Below are 24,260 nucleotides of genomic sequence, written 5' to 3'. Positions count from 1 at the left end.
TGTTCCATCCAGTTATCCTTTTCTTTTCATCACAGAGATGAAAAATCCATCACACGGATGAACGCCCGGATAGAGCTGGATGTATCCCTCTTTCAGGCTGTCTTCCTGAAAATCAATCCCCAGACGACCACTGATATCAACCGGCTCAAATGGATATTCGTTTAAAAACCATGCCCGGTTTTCATCATTTTCCAGACGGTTGACCGTGCAGGTGCTGTAAACCAGCACTCCCCCCGGCTTCACGTACTGCCAGACCACCGACAGCATCTGCCTCTGCAATGCAGCCAGGTCCCGTATTCCATCCATTGAAGCGTTGTATTTGATATCCGGCTTGCGTCCGATAATGCCAAGTCCTGAACACGGCAGATCGGCAATGACCACATCCACTTTCTGCTCCATCGAAGCATCGAATTCACACGCATCAAAGGCGCAGGCAGAGACGTTTGTACAGCCGCTGCGGGCAATATTCTCCTTGATCAAAGATACCTTGTAATCACTCACATCCCGGATCTCAACCTGTCCAGTTCCGTGCAGCAGATCCGCCGCATGAAGCCCTTTTCCACCCGGTGCCCCACAGACATCGAGTACAAAATCACCCTCTTTAATACCCGCCGCATCACCAGCCAGCGACGAACTCAGATCCTGAATCCGGATTAGTCCTTCGCGGAACGCATCCAGACTCTCTGGATAGTCCACTCCCGTCAGACGGTAAACACCGCTTCCCGCCGCTGTCTCCTCTGCCGTCACGCCCTGGGCGGACAGGGAGGCAAGAATCTCTTCTTTCCCTGCACGGCTCTCGGCAAACCGCACCATAAACGGACGTTTCTCCAGACCAGCCTGTGCCATCCTGTGCGTCGTCTCTGCCCCATAGTTTTCCTTCCAGAGAGATAAAATCCAGTCCGGTATTGAATACCGCACTGAATCATCCGGGAAGGTCAATTTGCCTTTTCCACGCGCCACAGAACGCAGCACACCATTTACAAAGCCGGAAAGTCCGGAAAATCCGCGTTTTTTCGCAAGGCGCACCGCCTCATTGCACGCCGCCGAATCCGGTACACGGTCCATATAATAAATCTGGTACACGCTCATCCGCAGAAGTGTGCGGATAAACGGTTTCATCTTATGAACTTTTGTTTTGGAATATGCGTTGATAATATAATCAATCTGGATTTTATACTCCACCGTCCCGTCCACAATCCGTTTTAAAAACGAGCGGTCTGATTTTTCCAGATACTGATATTTAGAAAGAGCCTGAAAAAGGGCCAGATGTGTATACTGTCCCTTTTCCAGAATCTCGGTCAAAATTTCGACCGCTATTTCACGCAGCGCAGTTCCATCAGTCATCGCGTCGTCCTCCAAATAATATAATCAGACGCAGAAGCTGTAAAATCGAACCAGCCGCCGCTGCCACATACGTCAGTGCCGCCGCACCAAGCACCTGTTTGGTATATCCAACTTCTTCCCCGCGAAGAATCCCTGTTGAATCAAGCAGACGTACCGCACGCGCGGATGCATTGAACTCAACCGGAAGCGTCACCAGCTGGAACAGCACCGACAAGGAAAATAAAAGAATTCCAAGTGAAACGATCGGAGATCCCATGCCGCCGACCAGGACACCAATCAGGATCATAGGCCAGGAAAGCTGTGCGCCGATGTTGACCACCGGCACCATTGAACCGCGCAGGCGCAGCGGAACATACTCAGATGCATCCTGCATCGCATGTCCGCACTCATGCGCCGCAACACCGATCGCCGCGACCGAAGTAGAACCATATACACTCTCAGATAAATTCACGGTCTTGGTCCGCGGATCATAGTGGTCGGTCAGGCTGCCTGCCACCTGGCGGATCTGGACATCATAGATGCCCTGTGAATTTAAAAGCTGTCTCGCCGCCTCGGCTCCCGTCATGCCGGTCATGCTCCGGACTCTTGAAAACCGCGCGTAGGTGCTTTTTACCTTCGCAGATGCCCCTAATGACAGAAATACACCAATTAATACCAGAATCATCGTCGGATCAAACATACTGTAATATCCATATCCGTATCCGTACATATCACTCCAACTCCTTTCAAACGCCTGGCTGCCTGTAGCAGTTCAGTTCCTGCTGAAGCATTCATTTTATCCGAGCTTTACTCCCGTTTCCACCGGATATCCGCGTAAAAATGCCGCCGTATCCATCCGCTTCTTGCCTTCCAGCTGAAGTTCCCGGATCGTGAGAAGCCCTTTGCCGGTCTGGACAGAGAATGCATCTTTACCGACACGTACCACCTGTCCGAATGTCTCCGGTGACGGTCTTCCCGCCGCATCTTCCTCGACATCCGCCGACCAGATTTTCAGGGTTTTTCCTTCAAATTTTGTATAAGCGCTCGGCCATGGATTTAAGCCGCGAATCAGGCGCTCAATCACTGCCGCATCCATCGACCAGTCGATCTGCCCCATCGACTTATCGAGCATTGTCACATGGGTTGCCTCTGCCTCATCTTGTTTAACCGGATGCAGGATTCCCGCCTCCGCTTTCTCAAGCGTGGAGAGAATCAGCTTTCCTCCCGCAAGGCTCAAGCGGTCAAACAGGCTGCCGCCTGTCTCTTTCGGATCCAGGCGCACTTCCACGGTATCCAGGATATCTCCGGTGTCCAGACCGACATCCATCTGCATCGTCGTCACACCGCTGACCTCATCGCCATTAATGACCGCCCACTGAATCGGGGCTGCCCCACGGTATTTTGGCAGAAGCGACGCATGGATGTTGATACAGCCGTATTTCGGCAGGTTCAGAATCCGCTCCGGCAGAATCTGGCCAAATGCAATCACGACGATCACGTCCGGCTGAATCTTCGTCAATTCCTCAAAAAATGCCTCATCCTTGCGGACGCGCACCGGCTGATACACCGGGATTCCATATTCCAGCGCTTTTTCCTTGACAGGCGGCATTGCCATCGCCTTGCCGCGTCCCTTCGGCTTATCTGGCTGTGTCACCACCGCCGCTACTTCATGCCGGCTCTGATAGAGCGCTTCCAGTGTCGGAACCGCAAAATCCGGTGTTCCCATAAATACGATCTTCATATCTGCCTGTCACCCCACTCTTGTTTCTCTCTCATTCTGCCAATGTGCTTTATTCTTCCTCTGCCGCTACATCTTCTAACGGACCTTCTACCAACTCCACATACAGATGTCCGTGCAGATGATCGCACTCATGGCAAATCGCACGTGCCAGGAAATCATCTGCTTCCAGGACAAACTCTTCCATTTTTTCGTTCAGTGCGCGTACCTTTACGTGGCTCGGACGGGTTACCAGACCAGCCTTGCCCGGAACGCTTAAGCAGCCTTCCTGACCAGTCTGGCTGCCGGACATTTCCTCGATGACCGGATTGATCAGGACATACTGGTTGCCGTCCTCCACGTCGATTACTACGATCTGTTTGCGGATACCGACCTGCGGTGCTGCCAGACCTACGCCACCGGCTGAATACATCGTGTCAAACATATCCTCTATCAGTTCAAGTGTGTGATCGGTTACCTCCGTCACTGCCTTACACTCTTTTTTCAGTACCTCATCGCCAATAGTTCTAATTGATCGGATTGCCATTTTATACACTCTTCCTCTCTATGATATATCGTATTGAATCTGGACCGCCTGCCATTTTGTATCTGCGGCAGCCAAGGTTTCAATCTGACCCCTGATTTGATCCAGTATAGCACATTTTTCACACTTTATATATAAAATTTTTCTGTAGATGTCATTAACTTTGTATACCGGTGCCGGAACCGGACCGATACACTCGGCACTTTCGCGCAGCCGCCGCGCCGCCATTTCCGCACATTCATCCAGCACCGCCTCATCGCCGCAGGCAAAATAAACCGCAGCCATCTGGCAGACTGGTGGATAATGAAGCAGCCTCCGGTAATTGATCTCATGGCTGTAAAACAGCTCATAATTCTGCGCCGCTGCCGCCTGCACGGCATAGTGTTCCGGCCGGTACGTCTGGATGACCACATCGCCGGGCTTCCCGGCGCGCCCCGCTCTGCCAGCCGCCTGCGTCAGAAGCTGGAACGTCCGCTCCGCGCTGCGGTAATCCGGCGTATTTAAGGAAAGATCCGCCGCCAGGATTCCGACCAGCGTCACTCCCGGAAAATCATGCCCTTTTACAATCATCTGCGTGCCGATCAGGATATCTGCCTCACGATTTGCAAATGCCTCCAGAATCGCTTCATGTCCGCCTTTTTTTGCCGTTGTATCCGCATCCATCCGCAGGATCCTCGCATCCGGAAACCGAATTTTCGTAAATTCTTCCATCTTCTGCGTTCCGGCCCCAAACCCGGCAATATACGGTGATCCGCAGGACGGACACTGCTTCATCAGCGGAATCGTATAGCCGCAGTAATGACAGACCAGACGGTTCTTCCCGTGTAGTGTCAGGGAAACATCACAATGCGGACAGGTCACCGCCTTTCCGCAGGAACGACAGGAAACAAAATTGGAATAGCCGCGCCGGTTCATAAAAAGCATCGCCTGCTCGCCACGTGCGAGTCTCTCTGTCAACATTGCATCCAACGTCCGGCTGAACACCGATTTATTGCCTACCTGCATCTCCGCACGCATATCAGCGATCTGTACCTTCGGCAGGATACTTCCCGCCACTGCCCGGTAATGCAGGGGCAGAAGCACATATTCGCCATTCTGCGCCCGCAGATACGATTCCAGAGAAGGAGTCGCTGAGCCCAAGACCAGCGAAGCCCCGGAAAGCCGGGCGCGCTCCGCCGCTACTTCCCTTGCATGATAGCGCGGCATCGTCTCGCTCTTATAGGCGCCCTCATGTTCCTCGTCGATCAGAATCAGTCCCAGATTGGAAAATGGGGCAAACAGCGCCGACCGCGGTCCGATCATCACGGAAACCTCGCCCCGCGCCGCCCGTTCCCACTGATCATAGCGTTCTCCCGCAGAGAGACGGGAATTCAGAATCGCGATCTGATCGCCAAATCGCCGGTAAAACCGCATCACCGTCTGATATGTCAGCGAAATTTCCGGGATCAGCAGAATCACCTGCTTTCCATCCCGCAGGACACGCGCCATCAGCTCCATGTAGACTTCTGTCTTTCCACTTCCCGTAACGCCGTGAATCAGATACGTTTCACGTTTCCCCGTCTCATAATCCTCACAAAAACGCTCAACCGCCGCCTGCTGCTCTTCATTGAGGCGCACGGTCTGTCCGGCTGGACGCGGCAGTTTTGCATGGTTTAACCCGCGTTCCTCACGGGAAACTTTCACTGAAAGCTGTCCCCGTTCCTCCATCGGGCGGATCGCCGCCAGGGTCAGGTCAAGCTCCCGTCGGGCAAATTCCATCGGAATATCCAGATTGTCCCGGAATGCCTCAAGGAGCCGCACCCGCGCCTTATAATGCCGCTTCTGTGCCGCCAGGATTGCCGCTTCCAGCTCTTCCTGGTTTAAAAGACAATGCAGCGTCTTTTTCTCGCGCGGTTTTATCTTTTCCTTGACGGGAAGTACGGTTTTGAGCGTCTGGTTCATCGTCGCGCCATAACGTTCCCGCATCCACCACGCCAGACGGATAAGCTGGGATTGCACGGACATACTGCCCGGTGCGATCCCAGCTATCTCCTTGATGCGGGATGGGTCATACTCCGCCGTATTTCCCATTCCCACCACATATCCAGTCCGAAGTGAATTACCCTTTCCAAACGGTACCGTCACGCACGTTCCCGCCGTAATCTCCTCCGCCAGCTGCGTCGGAATCCGGTACTGAAACGGGCGATCCACCTTCTCATGGGATATATCTATAATAATATCCGCGTATTGATACGCCATGATTCCTTCTCTTTCTATTTCTAATTCAATTCGAACGTCCGTGAGACTTGGCGCGTGATTCTGGTCAGCGAAGCTGACATATTCTTTACAGAATCACTGCGCATCCTCGCGGAGCGTTTATCTCAGTCGGAGAATGGACTCCCACTGAGACAAACTTGCTATTACTTACCACCTGAAGAGGTGGGAGTCTTCTCGACTGAGATAAACCTCGCTGCCGTCTCCCCCAGCTTCATACTGTTGGAACCCTTGAACAGGACTGCATCTCCCTCACCGATCTGTGCATCCAGCCAGTCAAGCATATCTTCTTTTTCGCCCTCTTCAAACGAAACGACATGCAGATCCGGTTTGACTTTCTTTGCTCCCTCGGCGATCGCCTGCGCCAGTTCGCCATATACAACCAGGATATCGACCGGTTTTTCCGCCAGAAACGCACCAACTTCACGGTGGAACTGAATCGTATTCTCTCCCAGTTCCTTCATATCTGCCAGAACCGCAATTCTGCGTCCTGCCGGCAGGGAAGAAAGCACACCTATCGCCGCTTTCATCGAATCCGGGCTTGCATTGTAGGTATCGTCCACGATCGTATAACCATTTTTATGATAAATCTGCTGACGGTTCTTGAACCCGCCAAATTCAAGCAGCTTTTCCGCTGCATCGGCAAGCGGCACACCGTAGGCATCCGCAACCGCCAGGGCAGCCAGCGCATTCATGACATTGTGCTCGCCCATAACAGTCAGCTTCACCGGGACGCGCACCTCGCCGTGTACCATCGTAAAGGACGGAAATCCATCCGGATATGAAAGATCCTCGGCGCGGTAGTCGTTATCTGCTCCAAGTCCATAACGGACGGTATGGCAGCCTGCTTTTGCATGCACGGTGGAAAGCATATCATTATCTCCATTTACAAACAGGATTCCGCCTGCCTTCATACCGTCCTGGATATGCAGCTTTTCTTTTAAGATATTCTCGCGGGAGCCCAGATTCTCAATATGCGTCACACCGATATTCGTCATGACTGCCGAATCCACCGCCGCAATCTCCGCGATCACCGCCATCTCGCCCGGCTCACTCATTCCCAGTTCCAGCACGCCGATCTCATCATTCTCAGAAATCTCCGAGATCGTGAGTGGCACACCGATCTGGCTGTTGTGGTTTGCCGGTGTCTTGAATGTCTTATATTTCGCTGAAAGCGCCGCCGCCACCATTTCGCGCGTCGTCGTCTTTCCCACGCTGCCGGTGATACCAACTAACGGGATAGAAAGGCGTGCCCGCAGGCAGCGTCCGATCGTCTGCAATGCCAGTTTCGTATCTTTCACCTGGATCAACGCGCCGTGAAAGCCCTCCGGTGCCGCCTCATGCTCCGAAGTCAGTGCGGCTGCCGCCCCATTGTCCATCGCCTGAACCAGGAAACGATGCGCGTCTGATTTCTCCCCGATCAGCGGAACAAACAGATCCGCCCCGCGCATACTCCGGGAATCAATGCTGATGTGTTTTAACTCTGTATCTGCATCTCCGCAGAGCAGTGTTCCCGACACTGCTTCCACGATATGTCTGACTGTAATATGGTCCATATTTTGCCTCCAAATTGATTACATATGCAGCTTCTTCACCGTCTCCTGCACTACTTCCCGGTCAAGGAAATGATAGCGCACGCCCTCGATCTCCTGATAATCCTCATGCCCTTTTCCGATGATCGCGATGATATCGCCATCTTCCGCATGGGACAAGCTGTACTCAATCGCTTCGCGGCGATCCGGGATTTCAACGTATTTGCCGTCGGTTTTTGCAAGTCCGACCTTGATATCTGCCAGAATATCTCCCACTTTCTCAAAGCGGGAATTATCCGCCGTGATGATCGACAGATCTGCCAGCTTTCCGCCAATCTCTCCCATCGAGTACCGACGATCGCGCGCCCGGTTGCCGCCGCATCCGAAAACGCAGACGAGACGCTTCGGCTTGTAGTCGCGCAGCGTCAGAAGAAGACTTTCCATGCTGACCGCATTGTGGGCGTAGTCAACGATCACGGTGCACTTTGCTGATTTATATACAATCTCCATCCGTCCATCGACCTGGATATGTTCCAGCGCATGGCAGACTTTCTCCTTCGGCAGGTCAAAGAAGCTGCACACGCCCGCTGCCGCCAGCGCATTGTCCACGTTAAATTTGCCCGGAATGCCGACGCGCAGATCGTGCTCATATCGTCCATGCGTCTGAAATTCGACGCCCACGAAATCATGTTCGCGTACATAGTGAATGTCATCCGCTGTAAAATCAGCCGCCTGTTCCAATGAAAAGGTCAGGATCTCTGCTGTCGCCCCTTCTACGATCGCATCAAAGTGCGGATCATCGCGGTTGACGAGCGCTGTCCGGCAGTTTTTCAAAAGCTGCTTTTTGTAGTAAAGATATTCTTCAAAACTTGCATGTTCATTCGGGCCAATATGATCATTGGAAATATTCAGGAAAATTCCATAATCAAAGAAAAGTCCGTCTACCCGGTGCATCAGGTAGCTTTGGGAAGAAACCTCCATCACGATGTAACGGCAGCCCGCTTCCACCATTTTTGCAAAATATTCTTGCAAAATGTAGGATTCCGGCGTCGTATTTTTGGTCGGATAATGATTCTCACCGATCACAGCGCCGTTCGTTCCGATGAGACCCGTCTTCTGTCCGGCTGCCTCCAGAATCGCCTTGATCATATAAGTGGTAGTCGTCTTTCCCTTCGTGCCGGTCACACCGATCGCCGTCATCTTCCGCGCCGGATAATCAAAACGTGCCGCAGAAAGAAGCGATAGCGCGTTCCGTCCATTCTCCACTTGAATGACCGTCACGTTCTCAGGCGCCTCAACCGGATGCTCGACCACCAGAACCGGCGCGCCCTTTTCAACCACATCCGGGATAAAGGTATGCGAATCGACGTTTGCCCCGCGCATACACACAAACACCGTCCCCGGCGCCGCCTTTCTTGAATCGTAGACCACCTCGTCAACCTCCGTCTCCAGGCTGCCCTGCAATAATGTATACGGCAATTCTTTCAGCCAACTTTTAAGCTTCATAGGATACCTCCTGATTTTGATATTTTATAATGATTCCGCTTTTTAATATCCTTCTTCCATCATGTTTTCAAACTGCTCCATGCTCATCAGCACCTTACGCGGCTTCGTGCCTTCTTCCTCACCGACCACGCCTGCATCTGCAAGCTGATCCATGATACGCGCGGCACGGTTGAAGCCTATCTTAAACATACGCTGCAGCATGCCGATGGATGCTTTGTCTTTCTCAATAATAAATTTACCTGCCTGTGCAAAATAGGCATCGCGCCCACCGCCGCCAAAGCCCGCATCCATCGCCGTCGAACGGATCTTAGACTCAACCTCGGCGCTGTACTCTGCGGTCAGCCCCTCCTGTTTCAAAAATCCGACCACATCCGAAACCTCATTGTCGGACACAAACGCGCCCTGTACACGCTGTGGTTTCTGATAGCCCGACGGATAGAACAGCATATCACCCTTTCCGAGCAGTTTCTCCGCGCCATTCATATCAATAATGGTACGGGAATCCACTCCGGAAGAGACGGAAAAAGCAATTCTCGACGGAATATTTGCCTTGATCACACCGGTGATGACATTGACCGATGGTCGCTGCGTCGCAATCACCAGATGAATGCCCGCTGCACGCGCCAGCTGTGCCAGACGACAGATCGAATCTTCTACTTCGCCCGGCGCTACCATCATCAGATCGGCAAGCTCATCCACGATAATGATGATCTGCGGCAGTTTCTCCGGTTTCTTCGGATCGTCGATATCCGCGATCGACTCAACCTTGGCATTGAAACCCTTAAGATCGCGCACGCCGTATTTTGCAAACTTCTGGTAACGGTCGGTCATCTCTGCCACCGCCCAGTTGAGGGCGCCGGACGCCTTTTTCGGGTCGGTCACAACCGGAATCAGAAGATGCGGAATACCGTTGTATACACTTAACTCAACCACCTTGGGGTCGATCATGATGAGCTTGACCTCGCTCGGCTTCGCTTTATAAATCACACTCATGATCAGCGTATTGATGCAGACTGATTTACCCGATCCGGTCGCACCCGCGATCAGAAGATGCGGCATCTTCGCAATGTCGCTGACAACCGTCTGACCTGCGATATCTTTTCCGACCGCGAATGCCAGCCGGGACGGATATTTCTTAAATGCCTCTGACTCCAGCAGATCGCGCAGCAGAACCACATGGTTCTCCTTGTTCGGAACCTCGATACCGACCGCCGCCTTGCCAGGAATCGGTGCCTCGATACGGATGTCCGCCGCTGCCAGATTTAACTTGATATCATCCGCCAGCGCTACAATCTTGCTGACCTTGACACCCTGCTCCGGGTGAAGCTCATAGCGGGTAACCGTCGGTCCACAGCTGATGTTTGTAACCGTCACGCCCACGCCGAAGTTCTGGAGCGTCTGCTGCAGCTTGATCGCTGTCTCCCGGTACTCCTGATCCGAGAAATCAGTCTGTCCCGTACCACGTTTTAAAAGCGTCAATGGCGGGAATATGTATTCTTTCCGGATCTTCTTTTCTTCCTCTTCCTTGCGCTCGATCTGCTCTGGAACCGTCAGTTCCTCAACTGGAAGTGCTTTTCGTTCTTCCCGTTTCTGCTCCAGTTTTTTCTGTATTGCCTCTGTATCTGTCTCGATCACCTTTCCGGATGCAGTCACGACCGTTTTGGAATCCTCCGGGACAAAGAAACTGCCCTTTGCCTCGCCCCGCTCTGATTCCAGCGTCTTATAATAGCCATCGATTGGTTCGGAATCCGTTTCCCCAGATATAGGTTCGTTCCATTCATCCTCATTCCCCATCGAAACGGTTTCCCACTCGTTTTCCGATGGCTCAAAGACATCCTGATGCCCTAAATCTGTATGAACCTCCTCTGCGGTCAAACCGGACGCCGCCTCCGCAGCCGGTTTCTCCCGTGTCTCTACCGGATAATAGCCTGGACCTTTCCGGCTCTCGTTGCCGGCAAATTCTTCCATCGTCCGGGTATCACGGCGTACATACAGGCGTTTCAGGAGCTGGTCGCTCGCACTGTCCTCTGCCTCTGCATGCTCCTCTGCAAATTCTGTCTCCCTTACTGCCCCCGCCGTCTCGCGCTCCGATTCTTCCTGAAACTGGGATTCTGAACCAGCGTATGCATATGTATCCTGCTCCGATTCCACCGGCTCTTCTTCGTACTCCACCGGCTCTTCTTCATACTCCATCGGTTCTGGTTCTACCGCTCCGTCACCGTGGAATATCTGCCCGCGAAATATATCTGCCGGATTCTCCTTCTCTACTCCCTGTCTGGAATCCTGTGCCAGATTTTTTCCCTCTGCCGGAACATCGGTCCAATCATCATAAGCCGCGGCCTCATCCTGCAAGTTTTCCTGCCTTCCATGCATCTCACGGAATTCCTCCGGTGCATCCTCCGGTCCCAGCACGGTTCCCTCCGGGACTCCTTCCGAGAAATTCCGCATCACTGGCAGCTCGGTCAGCTTGGCGCCCTCGAGATCAACGCCACGGACCCGCTGCTCCTCCCGCAGACGGCGTTTTTCTTCCTTTTTCTCCTCATGTATCTCACGGCGGCGGCTCATATCTTCTTTCGCATACTCATACGCCCTTCCGCTGCCCTGTTTAACGAAGTTTACCAGGGAACGCTCCGTAATGCACACAGCACCGAGTGCCAAAAGCACCAGCAGAATCAGAACTGCTCCGATCGTTCCCACTGTTCCGCACAACAGCAGCATCAGAATGCCACCGATAAAGCCGCCTCCACCTGCCTGCGCGTAATAATCGCCCAGATTCCAGTCCAGATGCTGACCGCCTCCCATGAGAAGCTGGGAAAGTCCGCAAAATGCCAGAAGCACCTCGCCAACCGCCACCAACTTGGCTACGGCTTTCTGGTTGCCCCGGTTTGAAAGATAAAAACAAGTTCCCATAAATAAAAGGAATGGCACCAGATACCCCATCACGCCGAATACGCCAAGCAGAGTTGATCGCAGAAAACTTCCGACAAAGCCGCAAAGCCCGAAATTGCTCAAAAACAAAAGTACCGATATTGCAAATGATACAATAATCGCCACTTCCGTTCCCATAAATGCCCCTGTACCACTTTTCTCCAACGGCTCCGGCGCCTGACTGGCGCGGCTTCGGCTTCCTGTTCCTTTCGCGGTGCCTTTTCCGGACGAAGCTTTCTTCTTCCCCCCACTCTTTTTCTCGTTCAGCGTCTCCTCCGCTTTCTTCGCCGCAGGGGACTTTCTGGATCGCCCGGCTTTTTTCTCTGTCCCAGCTGTCTCCCCGGCACGCTCTGTACTCTGTCTTTTCCTGCTTGTATCTGCCACCTGTCTCATGCCTCCAATATTTCCCATGTATCTGCGGTTCCTCCTGTTTCACAAAATACAGCCTCCCGCAGACTGCTTTTCTCATTTTACATTCTTATTATCTCATTCAGTATACCCAAATTCAGGGAAAAAAGCAACGCTTTCCTAAAATTTTCGCACGTATGTTCTATCTCCTTTTCAGATTTTCACTAAAATCCGTCTTCGTCATCCGGTCGTGTTTATCTATTTCCTGTTTCTTCCCATCGATCGCCCGGTTCAGCCATGCAAGCGCTTCCCGGATCCCGCCGCATTCATCGATCAGTCCCTCCTGGACCGCCTCCTCGCCAACCAGGACCGTTCCCAGATCTTTTGTCATCATCTCCGTATTGAGCATCAGGCTCCGGAGGCGCTCATAGGAGATCTGACTGTGTCCGGACACAAAGCTTAAAATACGATCCTGAATCATTTCAAAATAATCATACGTCTGCACGGCACCGATCACCATCCCCGTCATCCGTACCGGATGTACCATCATCGTCCCGGTCGGGACAATAAAAGAGTGATCGACCGCCACTGCGAGCGGCACACCGATCGAATGGCTGTCCCCGATGACCAGTGAAACGGTCGGTTTGCTGAGCGAAGCAATCATCTCCGCCAGTGCCAGTCCACAGCTTACATCGCCGCCCACCGTGTTAATCAGGACTAAAACTCCCTCCGTCTCACCGCTCTCCTCGATCTCCGCCAGCTTAGGCAGAATATGCTCATATTTCGTCGTTTTCGTATTGCCGGACAAATTTTCATGTCCCTCTATCTCTCCGATGATCGAGATTAATTCAATGTGATTGCCATTCTTTCCCGTAATATCCGTCTGTCCATTTTCACGCTTCTGAATCGGATCCTCCTGCGCCTGTTCCCGGCTTTCTCCCGCCTTATCTGTCTGCTTGTCCCACGCTTCATTTTCCCATTCCCTGTTTTCACGATTTGCCCGAATCATATTTTCCTCTTTTCTGCGCTCTTTCTACCTTACACGCGGATTCAATGTTTTTTCTCAACTGCCTAATTCATCCTTAGTATTCTGTCTTCCTATTATCTTTATTCACTGAAACCGCTTTTTATACAAACAAGGATGTGCCTTGGCACATTCGGGCGTCTCGCGCGGTCACTTGCGACATGTTTCTGCTTCGCGCGAGTGCGCATCCTCGCGGAGCGTTTTTTATTTCATAGGACACAATTTCCTATGAAACAGAAAAAAGAGAGCTGGGAAAAGCTGCCTTTTCTCCCTGCTCTCTTTCAAATATTTTTTATTGACTTTCCATGGAATTAATCGCCCAGTACATTGACGATCTTCGCCGGGGTACGGTAATTCCAGGTGGAAATCTTGATACCATCCCTTGCATTCGACGCATGGCACACGCGCCCGCCGCCGATATAGAGTGCTACATGGTTGATCGTTCCACCGCTGTTTGTGTAGAAGATCAGATCACCCGGACGCATCTGGGAAGAACTGATACTTCTTCCTGCTCCCGCCTGGGAACCCGAATGATGCGGCAGACCGACGCCGAAGTGTGCCATAACCGACATCGTAAATCCAGAACAATCCGTACCATTTGTCAAGCTGGTACCGCCCCATACATACGGATTTCCAAGGAACTGAGTCGCGTAGTTTGCGATCTGCGCACGCTTGGAGGAGCCGCTTGAAGATGCTTTCTGGCTGCCAGAACCACCGTTACTGCTGCTCTTGCTTCCAGAGCCTCCCTTGCTGCTCGCCGCCTTGGTCTCAGGCTCCGGTGTCTCCTCAACCGGTGTAAACTCGATCGCCTCATTTAACGCATACCGGACATCGACAAATTCAGTTGCTACATAGGCACTCGTCTCATCCAGTGCAATCTGCACCCAGCCATCCTGCTGGCTCATAACCGAATACCGCTCGCTGTTGGAAATCTGCGTCCAGATCGGCGCGTCCGTGTTCGGCTCCGTACGGGCATTCAGACGGTCAGTTGATACGATCGCCATCAGCTGTGCAACCTGCAGTGCCTCCTGCTTCGCCGCCTCTCCAGTCAGAATAAATTCGGATTTAACATAGCCGGTAACCGGACCGGACTTGATCTTATACCAGCCGCCATCCTCGGTCGTTTCCAGAATCTCACCACCGGACTTGCTCGTCATCTTACCGATGATCTTCGCATCCTCCTTCGGCTCCACGCGGATATTTAAGTAGTTATTGACATTGGAAATACCCAGATTGTCATACATATTGAGAACCATCGTCCGCAGATCCAGCTTACGCGCTTCATTTAACGCATAGCGCACATCCACATAATCCGCTGAAATATAGCCCCCGCTGATCTGAATCCAGCCGTCCTGCTCGCTGACAATGGAATAACGCTCATTTTTCAGCGCCTGTTCCAGCACCTGCGCGTCCTCACTCGGCTCACTCCGGATATTCAGCTTGTCAGTCGTGATGACCGCCATCTTCTTGACCAGCTCAAATGCCTCTGTTTTTGCCGCCTCGCCGGTCTGTACAAATTCTGAACTGATGTAGCCCTCCAGACCGCCGGAAGATACCTGATACCAGCCTTCCTGCGAATCGTCCAGAATCTCGCACGCACTGCCGCCCATCAGCTTGCCGATGACATCGGAGGTCGTGCTGGCGCTCTCACGCATATTAAGATAACCAGATACATCCACAATACCCAGATTCTGGTAGGACTCGACTACATTCTTCTTTTCTTCGTCCTCTTTTGCCTGTTCCTCATCCTCCGGCAGCGTCTCTCCGATCACGGTTTCCTGCGCCTCTGCCTCGGATGCCGATGCCACCCGGGCGTTTCCAGAACCTCCGAACGTGCCGCCCTGTGCCAGCTTCACGATGATAACCAGAGCCAGCACCACAATGACAGCACAGCCCCCGATCATGAACCAGTGCATCGGATCTTTGCCATTTCGTCTCTGACGTGCTTTCTGCAGGCGTTCTTTATAATCTTCTGTCTTTTGCTCTTCCATCTTATCCTCTCCCTATCAGTCTCCCAGCATATTGACAATCCGGTACGGATTCCGGTAATTCCAGGTAGAAATCTTGATGCCGCTTCTCCGGCTCGCCGCATGGACGATCTGACCATTGCCAATGTACATCGCCACATGGTTGACCGTTCCCTTGCGATTCGTATAGAAAATCAGATCGCCCGGACGCATCTTCGAAGAATCAATCTTCGTACCCGTCCGCGCCTGTTCCCGGGACACCCGCGGCAGGGACACGCCCGCCACATGGCTGTATACATACTTTGTAAAACCAGAACAGTCCACACCCGAATGCGGGTCATTACCGCCCCAGACATAACGGTTTCCGACAAACTGAAGCGCATAGTTGACAATCTGGGTCCGCAAGGATTCCTTTTCTTTTAATGGGGTAAATGGGATCGCCTCCGGCAATGCATAACGCACATCTACGAAATCAGTCGCCACATACGCACTCGTCGTATCGAGCGCAATCTCGACCCAGCCATCCTGCTGGCTTATAACGTCGTAACGCTCATTGTTAGAGATCTGCGTCCAGATCGGCGCATCCGTGCTCGGCTCCGTGCGGGCATTCAGGCGGTCGGTTGAAACGATCGCCATCAGTTCTGCAACCTCCATCGCCTCCTGCTTCGCCGCATCTCCTGTCAGGATATACTCCGCCTTCACATATCCAGTGACGGGACCCGACTGGATCTTATACCAGCCGCCGTCCTCGCTCGTCTCCAGAATCTCTCCGGCAGACTTGCTCGTCATCTTACCGATGATATTGCCATCCTCACTTGGCTGATCGCGCACATTCAAGTAATTATCCACACTGGAAATACCCAGATTTTTGTATAAATTCAGCACCATCGCACGCATATCCAGCTTCCGCGCCTCATTGAGTGCGTATTTGATCTCCGCATAATCCGTAGAAATATAACCGCTCGAAATCTGAATCCAGCCATTCTCCGGCTCACCCTCGACCACATAGCGCTCATTTTTCAATGCCTGACCGACAACCTCAGACTCCGTGTTCGGCTCTTTTCGGATGTTCAGGGAATCTGCCGTGATGAGCGCCCGCTTTTCAACCAGTTCCAACGCTTTTTTCTTCGCCTCATCCCCGGTCAGAACAAACTCTGAGCTGATATAACCAGAAATACCGCCAGATTCGACCTGATACCAGCCTTCGGTTGAATCATCCACGATCTCACACGCACTGTCGCCCATCAGCTTTCCGATGATGTTGCCGTCCGTGCTCGCCGTCTCACGCATATTCAGATAACCGGACACCTGCACGATACCCAGATTTTTATAGGAAGCTACCACTGCTTCTTTCTCTTTGATCTCCTCCGCTCTGGACTCTTCGGATGCCTCGTCCTTCGAAAGCTCTGATGCTGTCGCCGCCCCATTCTTTGCAGTTCCGGCTCCCGCCTGACGGCTGAGCAGGGACTTGCCTGCAAATGCTGCAACTGCAAGAACAATTACCACTCCTGCTGCTATCACTCCGAAGCGCAGGTTCTGACTCTTATCTTCGCCCTGGCGCCTGCGCGAATGTCCCGCGGATTCCCGGACCGGATTTGGTGTCTGATCCTGAGCTGGCTCTGATTCCTGACTCTGAACTGCTTCCGGCTCTTGAATCCGCTCCGCCGCTGGCACCTGTTCTGACTCCTGCGTTTCTTTTTTATTTTCTTCTTCTAACATATGGATCGCTCCTGATTTTTCTTGAAATTATGACTTAATATCTTAAACGTAATTTTTATTTTATCATATTCGTAGGGAATTGCCAAGGAAGGATGTGGAGGAAAAAATGAATTTTCTATAAATGAATTATTACAGAAGTGTTAAGTTGTAGATAAACGGTTAAGTCGTGAAAGGGGGAATTAGTTGGAAATATGGGAGAGGAGAATGCACGACTATAAGTGAGAAAGAATGCCCTCCGACCGCTCGCGCCGCCGGAGGACATTCTTTCTCACTTATAGTCGTGGTTTTTAATTTGTTGACCCACTTTTCATTCCGTATATTTTTTGTCTGTTATAGGTTAATGATTTTGATAAAAGCCTTCAAATCTTATACCCCCTGCTTATTTGGCAAGCATCATACGGTCATTTGCAAATTCTTCTCCGCTTACCTTTTCAAATCTCTCTAACAGGTCTTCTACCTGCAGATTCTTCTTCTCTTCCCCTGCTACATCGTAGATAATCCGACCTTCGTGCATCATAATCAGACGGTTGCCGATCTGAATCGCATCTTTCATGTTATGGGTAACCATAAGCGCGGTCAGATTTTGTTCGTCTACGATCTTTTCGGTGAGATCGAGGACTTTGCGGGCTGTTTTGGGATCGAGGGCGGCGGTATGTTCGTCTAAAAGAAGGAGCTTTGGCTTCTGGAGGGTTGCCATCAGAAGGGTGAGCGCCTGGCGCTGTCCGCCGGAGAGTAAGCCCACTTTGCTGGTCATACGGGTCTGAAGCCCCAGGTCGAGCTGTGCCAATGCCTCACGGTAGAAGTCCTTTTCATTCTTTTTGATGCCCCAGCCGAGTCCTCTGGATTTGCCGCGGCGCAGTGCCATGGCAAGATTTTCCTGTATCTCCATATTGGCGGCGGTGCCGCGCATCGGATCCTGGAAGACTCTGCCGATATATTTAGCGCGTTTGTATTCTGGTTCTCTGGATATGTTTACGCCGTCGATCTCGATTTTACCGGAATCGATCGGATATACGCCTGCGATCATATTTAACATGGTGGATTTTCCAGCACCGTTTCCGCCGATGATCGTCACGAAATCGCCCGGTGCCAGGTGTAAGTTGATACCGTTTAAGGCTTTTTTCTCATTAACAGTTCCTTTATTAAAAGTTTTCTTTACATTTGTTATCGTCAGCATTACTCCTCGCCCCCTTCTGAATAATCTTTTCTCAGCCGGTATTTAGCGAGTGCTACCGGAATACAGAGTGCCAGTGCTACAATGGCAGCAGAGAGCAGCTTCATGTCGTTTGCATCCATACCCATGCGGAGTACAACCGCACGGATCACAAAGTAAATGACCGAACCGACAACCACGGAGGTCAGTTTCCAATAGAAAGAGGTCAATCGTCCCATCAGGACTTCGCCGATGACGATCGCCGCCAGACCGATGACGATAGCACCGGTACCACTTCCAACATCACCATATTTCTGGCTCTGGCAGACGAGTGCGCCGGAGAGACCGACCAGGCCGTTGCTGACCATCAGGGATAAAAGCTTCGTCATACGGGTGTCCACGCCCAGCGCGCGCACCATATCTTCGTTGTTACCGGTTGCACGCATCGCACTTCCGATCTCGGTTCCGAAGAACCAGTAAAGAAACAGAATAGCCGCCACAGCCAGCACAATTCCAACGATCATCGATGCCTGTGCCTGGGTCATCCCGAAGGAAGCAGCCAGACCGCTGATAAGTGTCTTGACTTTCAGAAGCGGCAGATTGCTCTTTCCTCCCATGATCCGGAGGTTGATCGACCAGAGGGAAATCTGAGTCAGAATTCCTGCCAGAATCGCTGGTATCTCAAATACAGTATGAAGAATACCCGTTACCGCACCAGCCACGACACCGGCTGCCGCTGCAACTAAAAGTGCCAGCACCGGATTTACTCCTTTGTTGACTACCAGGACTGCACAAACGCAGGCGCCCAACGCGAAGCTTCCGTCTACCGTCATATCCGCGATATCCATCAGGCGGAATGTAATATAAACTCCCAATACCATGATTCCCCAAAGAACGCCCTGTGCGACCGCGCCCTGCAGGGATACTAATAAACCGCTCAATCTTTTACCTCCCCGTGTTTCGTATTTTCTTCATCTGATTAACTGTAAAGACTGCCAGATCGGCATATTTATTTTATGCTTCTGATCTGACAGTCCATCTCATTTGAAGTTTAGGTCTTTCTGGTACTCTTTATTTCTCAAGTCCAGATACATCGATTCCCAGCGTCTCTGCTGTCTCTTCATTGACACTCAGCTCGCACTTGGAAGCGTCCAGATAACCGATCGGCATCTTAGAAATATCGGCGCCCTCAGTCAGGATTTTAACGGCCTGCTCACCGGTCATGTAGCCTAACTGGTAGTAATCAATACCGTAAGTAGCAAGACCGCCTGCATCTACCATGCCTTTCTCGCCGCAGATAACCGGAAGTTTATTCTCATTTGTTACCATCGTTACGGTTGCCATACCAGCTGCGATCATGTTGTCGGTTGGTGTGTATACACAGTCTACATTGCCAACCATAGATTCTACAACGGTAGGAATCTCATTGGAATTGGAAACGGTGTAATCTTCATACTCAATACCAGCTGTATCAAGTGCTTCTTTCGCCATGTCAATCTGAAGAACGGAGTTTGCCTCCGCGCTGCAATACAGAAGTCCGACCTTTTTTACATCTGGAATAATCTGCTGCATCAGATCAATCTGCTCTTTAACCGGAGTCAGATCAGAAGTACCCGATACGTTGCCGCCCGGAACCTCGTTGCTCTCTACCAGACCGGAAGCCGCCGGATCGGTAACAGCGCTGACAAGAATCGGAATCGAATCCGTCACACCTGCAACTGCCTGTGCTGCCGGGGTTGCGATTGCAAAAATCAAATCATCTTTATCGTTGACCAGTTTTTCTGCGATCGTCTGGCATGCAGACTGCTCGCCAGCTGCATTCTGCTGGTCGATCTCGTATTTGATGCCTGCATCGTCCAGCGCTGCCACGAAGCCCTCATTGGTCTTATCCAGTGCCACATGCTGGGTCAGCTGTAATACGCCAATCTTATAGGTCTCGCCGTCTGCTGTCTGCTCTGCCTCTTTGCTTTCTTCTCCGTCTGCGGACTCCGCTGCTGTCGTGTCCGTACTTGCTGTCTGTCCTCCGCAGGCTGCCAGGGATGCCGCCATCGCGCCAGCCAGCATCAGGGCTGCTAATTTCTTTGTCTTTCTCATAATATCATCCTCCTGAACCTTTTCAACGTATGTAACAGATTTTCCTCTTATGCATCAAACCATGATTTATTTTTCACTTTAAAGAGCTGAACTGTTACGCTTTAAAGCAATCATACTACAAACTCCAAAAAGAGTCAACCTAAAATTCCACTATTTTATAGGGAATTTAGGTTGACTCTTTTTTATTTTGCTTCCGCGATCTGCAGTTTTACCGTAAACGTTGAACCTTTTCCGACTTCCGACTCTACATTCACGCTTCCATGATAAAAATTCACGATATGCTTGACGATCGAAAGACCAAGCCCGGTGCCGCCCTGTTTGCGGCTGCGCCCTTTATCCACCCGGTAAAACCGCTCAAAAATACGGCTCTGGCTCTCCGCCGGGATGCCGACGCCGGTGTCGCGGACCGTCAGTATCATATCCGCGCCCCAGTGCTTGACCTGCACCCAGATTTCACCGCCCTCGTTGTTATACTTGACCGCGTTTGTCAACAGATTGTTAAACAGCTCCTGCATCTGGCGCAGATCGGCACGAATCGTGAAATTCTCGCACTCTTTATGGACTGTGATGCCGCGCGACGCCGCCTGCGCGGCAATCGAAGACAGGCTGTCCTCCAGCAATTCCACCGTGCGGATTGTCACAATATCTGCTTTCGCACCGCGCGATTCCAGACGGGAGATCATCAAAATATCATCCACCAGGTTCGTCATCCGCATTGCCTCTTTTTTTATGCGTCCCAGAAAATCACGTGCCGTGTCCGGATCCTGTGCCATGCCGCTTTCCAAAAGCTCGACATAACCGCGGATCGAAGTGATCGGTGTTTTCAACTCATGCGATGCATTGCTGAAAAACTCCTGCCGGATCTGTTTTTCTTTCTCGATGCGCTCCAGATATTTCTTCATATTCCGGGACATCCGCGTCGTCGTGTCCGCGATGACATTGATCTCCTCATACGGGCATTTTTCAAACTGAAAGCGCGTGTAGTCGTCATCCATCCGCACCATTTCGCTGGAAATTTCCTGCAAAGGACGCGTGATGGACTGGGAAAACCGTTCCGCCTCCATTGCCGATGCAAAAAAAGCTATTCCAAAGCTCAAAAAAGCGGCCGGAATCAACATCAGGATATATTCACCCAAACCGGTTGAACAGGCAGAAAGGCGCAGTATGTATTTGCCGTCCGATGAACGGATCGCCGCGTACGCCATCTGCATTCCTAACGTTCCGGAACGGCGCACCGAATATCCATAGCCCGTCGCCAGCGCATCCTTCACTTCCTTGCGCTCCAGATGATTTTCCATCTGATTCACCTGCGCTACTTCCGTATCAGCCACCACCGTGCCATCCATCCGGATCAGCGTATAACGGCTATTATTGTCGTTCGTAAGGTCGCTCAAATCCATCAGCTGTTCTTCCACATTTCCCGTATAATCCAACATACGGTCAACGGATTCCAATGCAAAATGCATGTCCTCCCTTGACCGTTTGAGCAATACACTGCTGGTAACCACCAGAGCGATAAATGTATTCAGAACCAGCGCCAGGAATAACAGATGAATAAATTTCGTCAAAATCGCTTTTCGCATCGTTTCATCACTTTCCCGCTTCTTTTTCCTTTAAAAACCGATAGCCCACGCCGCGCACTGTCTTGATCTGGGCTCCGGCGTCATGCAGCTTCTGCCGGAGTGTCTTGATGTGCATATCCAGCGTTCTCGTCTCCCCATCATAGTCATAGCCCCAGATATGGTCGAGAAGCTCGTCGCGCGTCACCACCCGGTTGATATGTTCCATGAGATATGTTAAAAGTTCAAATTCTTTGAGCGTCAGCTCCGTCCGGTCGCCGCAGGCAATCACCTCCCGCGTCTCCCGGTTGATGCTGACTTCACCGATCGTCAGGCTGGAAACTTCCTCTTTTGCAGGTTCCACCCGCTTTAAAAGGTTTCTGACGCGCGCCGAAAGCTCCAGAATACCGAACGGTTTCGTCATGTAGTCGTCAGCACCGTTGTCAAGTCCCTGTACAATATCCATCTCACGATCCTTTGCCGTCAGCATCAGGACCGGGGCTGCGGAAAAGTCCGGCATCTCCCGGATCTTGCGGATCGCCGCCATGCCGTCCATCCCCGGCAGCATCCAGTCGAATACAAACATCGCCGGATACTCCCGCTGCGCCTCCCTGCCTCTCCGGAGCAGGGCCGAGAGGTTGTCAAGCGCTTCCTCTGCCGTCTCAAATCCGCTGGCGCAGTAACCGAAGTTTTCCAGTGCCACGCAGATCAGATTCCGGATATTTTCATCATCCTCAATCACATATATCCGATATTTCATTACTGCATCTCTTCCTTTACGTAGCCAGCTACATTCTTGGCATGATCCGCGATTCTCTCATAATTTGCCAGTGCATCCAGGAAGATAACACCGCCCTCAATCTTGCATTCTCCATTGGAAAGACGGTTCATATGGCTCTCGCGCATCTCCTCTTCCATATTGTCAACCTCTTCCTCCCAGCGGGCAGTCTGACGTACTTTCTGCATGTCATGCGCCTGACGCGCCTCCACGGACGCCTCGACCGATTTAAGCGTTGCATCTGCAATCGTCCGCAGCTCTTTCAGCGCCAGATCCGAGAAATCAATATTCACATTCTCAATCCGTTTCTTGGCAAGCTCTGCTAAGTTTTCACAGTGGTCACCGACACGTTCAAGATCACCGATTGTATAATACATATTCTTAACGAGGAGATGCTGTTCATCATTTAAGGAGAGGTTGTTGATCTTTAAGAGATACTCAGTCAGCATTTTCTCCATACGGTCGATCGTCTCTTCATTTTCAAATACCTGTTCACAGAAATTATCATCTGCATCTACTAAGGCTGCTGTCGCTATTTTTAGGTTGGCAACCGCTACCTTACCCATGTTGACAACCTCGTTGCACGCCGTCTCAATCGCAAAGGACGGAGTTTCGAGGATACGGTCGTCTAAGTGACGGATCATCTCGGTCTCGACACTGTTTGCCGACCACTCTTTCTCTGTCTCCTTTGGCTTCGGAACAATCACATCCGATGCCTTTACCAGGAAACCAGCAAACGGGAACATAATGCAGGTGTTGACAACGTTAAATACCGTATGGAAAATCGAAATTCCCACACTGTCCGCACGCGTCATCGCAAGTTCCGGATTCATCATAAACACGATGTATAAAGCGACGCCAAATACAACTGCACCCGTCACGTTGAACAGAAGGTGAATGACCGCCGCACGCTTTGCCGTACGGGTCGTACCGATACAAGATAACAGCGCGGTCGCACAGGTACCGATGTTCTGTCCCAATGTAATAAAGACTGCTGACTGCCAGTTTACCATGCCGTTGATCGCCAGCATCTGTAAAATACCGACGGACGCGGAACTACTCTGGATGATTGCGGTAACTGCCAGACCAACTAAAATACCTAAAAGTGGATTCTGTCCCAGTACCCGGAAGGACTCGGAGAAGATCGGCGCATCCCGGTACGGCTCAATCGAACCAGACATGAAAGAAAGACCGATAAACAGGAGTGCAAAACCGATCAGGACTTCGGCACCCTCTTTTTTCTTGTGGCTCTTCGCAAACATCGTGATGAATGCGCCGATACCGAAGAGAACCGGTGCAAAGAACTCTGGCTTTAACACCTCGCCCCACTCACTCATCGACACAATCCAGCTCGTCACAGTCGTACCAATATTGGCACCCATGATGATGCCGGTCGCCTGCAGAAGATTGATAATTCCGGCATTTACGAAACCAACGACCATAACCGTCGTCGCGGAACTACTCTGGATGATCGCGGTAACGCCCGCGCCCACCAGCACGCCCAGCAAGCGGTTCGAAGTCAGGATCTCAAGCACACGTTGTAAACGGTTGCCCGCAAACTTCTGCAGACCATCCGCCATCGACTCCATTCCATACAGGAACATTCCCAGTCCTCCAATGAACTGAAAGAGTGTTCCCAAAGTACTAATAGACATACATATTCTCCCATCATCTTTTGATCTTTACACATAGTATGTCTTCACTATATCAAATAAATGTAAAAATAACCAGCAGGAAATGTAAAATCTGTGTAAAATCTGATATTCGCAACACTGTACTGCCTGAATGAGAGGATGGTTACAGGACAGCCCGGTA

At 51.5% G+C, this 24,260-nt stretch carries 17 protein-coding genes; all 17 read right to left on the bottom strand.

What is annotated here, in order from left to right:
- Positions 1-12: 12 nt before the first annotated feature.
- The 17 genes from rsmB to PUQ60_RS00200 all read right to left on the bottom strand — a co-directional run bounded on the left by rsmB (position 13) and on the right by PUQ60_RS00200 (position 24,100).
- Positions 13-1,344, bottom strand: a complete 1,332-nt coding sequence (gene rsmB / locus PUQ60_RS00280) for a 16S rRNA (cytosine(967)-C(5))-methyltransferase RsmB (RefSeq protein WP_273380751.1) — start codon at positions 1,342-1,344, stop codon at positions 13-15.
- On the bottom strand, positions 1,337-2,053 hold the full coding sequence (locus PUQ60_RS00275) for a zinc metallopeptidase (protein WP_106999964.1): 717 nt from the start codon (positions 2,051-2,053) through the stop codon (positions 1,337-1,339). Before PUQ60_RS00275 ends, rsmB begins: the two co-directional genes overlap by 8 nt.
- Positions 2,054-2,119: 66 nt before the next feature.
- Complete coding sequence (gene fmt / locus PUQ60_RS00270) at positions 2,120-3,064, bottom strand: methionyl-tRNA formyltransferase (RefSeq protein ID WP_106999965.1); 945 nt, start codon at positions 3,062-3,064, stop codon at positions 2,120-2,122.
- Between the two features lie 49 nt (positions 3,065-3,113).
- Positions 3,114-3,587, bottom strand: coding sequence for a peptide deformylase (def, locus tag PUQ60_RS00265; protein ID WP_022358693.1), 474 nt, complete (start codon positions 3,585-3,587; stop codon positions 3,114-3,116).
- 18 nt (positions 3,588-3,605) lie between these two features.
- Complete coding sequence (priA, locus tag PUQ60_RS00260; protein ID WP_273380754.1) at positions 3,606-5,822, bottom strand: primosomal protein N'; 2,217 nt, start codon at positions 5,820-5,822, stop codon at positions 3,606-3,608.
- Between the two features lie 161 nt (positions 5,823-5,983).
- Positions 5,984-7,393, bottom strand: a complete 1,410-nt coding sequence (gene murF, locus PUQ60_RS00255) for a UDP-N-acetylmuramoyl-tripeptide--D-alanyl-D-alanine ligase (protein ID WP_273379119.1) — start codon at positions 7,391-7,393, stop codon at positions 5,984-5,986.
- Positions 7,394-7,411: 18 nt separating this feature from the next.
- Positions 7,412-8,875: a UDP-N-acetylmuramoyl-L-alanyl-D-glutamate--2,6-diaminopimelate ligase gene (locus tag PUQ60_RS00250; protein ID WP_273379117.1), complete on the bottom strand. Its 1,464-nt coding sequence runs from the start codon at positions 8,873-8,875 to the stop codon at positions 7,412-7,414.
- 42 nt (positions 8,876-8,917) lie between these two features.
- On the bottom strand, positions 8,918-12,214 hold the full coding sequence (locus tag PUQ60_RS00245; RefSeq protein ID WP_273400901.1) for a DNA translocase FtsK: 3,297 nt from the start codon (positions 12,212-12,214) through the stop codon (positions 8,918-8,920).
- 139 nt (positions 12,215-12,353) lie between these two features.
- Positions 12,354-13,160, bottom strand: a complete 807-nt coding sequence (locus tag PUQ60_RS00240) for an ATP-dependent Clp protease proteolytic subunit (protein WP_273379115.1) — start codon at positions 13,158-13,160, stop codon at positions 12,354-12,356.
- Positions 13,161-13,486: 326 nt separating this feature from the next.
- Positions 13,487-15,166 (bottom strand): SH3 domain-containing protein, encoded by a 1,680-nt coding sequence (locus PUQ60_RS00235; RefSeq protein ID WP_273379114.1) that lies wholly within the window; start codon positions 15,164-15,166, stop codon positions 13,487-13,489.
- A 15-nt stretch (positions 15,167-15,181) separates the two neighbouring features.
- The gene (locus PUQ60_RS00230; protein WP_273379113.1) at positions 15,182-16,861 is read right to left on the bottom strand and encodes a C40 family peptidase; all 1,680 of its coding nucleotides are present in this window, start codon (positions 16,859-16,861) and stop codon (positions 15,182-15,184) included.
- 379 nt (positions 16,862-17,240) lie between these two features.
- Positions 17,241-18,038 carry an ABC transporter ATP-binding protein gene (locus tag PUQ60_RS00225; protein WP_117795542.1) on the bottom strand — a complete coding sequence of 266 codons (798 nt, stop codon included), beginning with the start codon at positions 18,036-18,038 and terminating at the stop codon, positions 17,241-17,243.
- Positions 18,038-18,955 carry an ABC transporter permease gene (locus PUQ60_RS00220; protein WP_118691721.1) on the bottom strand — a complete coding sequence of 306 codons (918 nt, stop codon included), beginning with the start codon at positions 18,953-18,955 and terminating at the stop codon, positions 18,038-18,040. The genes PUQ60_RS00225 and PUQ60_RS00220 overlap by 1 nt, the downstream gene beginning before the upstream one ends.
- A 130-nt stretch (positions 18,956-19,085) precedes the next feature.
- Positions 19,086-20,108, bottom strand: coding sequence for an ABC transporter substrate-binding protein (locus PUQ60_RS00215; protein ID WP_273379108.1), 1,023 nt, complete (start codon positions 20,106-20,108; stop codon positions 19,086-19,088).
- Positions 20,109-20,290: 182 nt separating this feature from the next.
- Positions 20,291-21,691 carry an ATP-binding protein gene (locus PUQ60_RS00210; protein ID WP_273379105.1) on the bottom strand — a complete coding sequence of 467 codons (1,401 nt, stop codon included), beginning with the start codon at positions 21,689-21,691 and terminating at the stop codon, positions 20,291-20,293.
- Between the two features lie 7 nt (positions 21,692-21,698).
- Positions 21,699-22,427: a response regulator transcription factor gene (locus tag PUQ60_RS00205; protein ID WP_117795548.1), complete on the bottom strand. Its 729-nt coding sequence runs from the start codon at positions 22,425-22,427 to the stop codon at positions 21,699-21,701.
- Positions 22,427-24,100 carry a Na/Pi cotransporter family protein gene (locus PUQ60_RS00200; protein WP_273379101.1) on the bottom strand — a complete coding sequence of 558 codons (1,674 nt, stop codon included), beginning with the start codon at positions 24,098-24,100 and terminating at the stop codon, positions 22,427-22,429. The genes PUQ60_RS00205 and PUQ60_RS00200 overlap by 1 nt, the downstream gene beginning before the upstream one ends.
- Between the last annotated feature and the right edge of the window lie 160 nt (positions 24,101-24,260).

The sequence above is a fragment of the Clostridium sp. AF02-29 genome (genome assembly GCF_934835585.1).
GTDB lineage: Bacteria > Bacillota > Clostridia > Lachnospirales > Lachnospiraceae > Otoolea > Otoolea fessa.
This window is presented reverse-complemented; position numbering and strand designations above follow the sequence as displayed.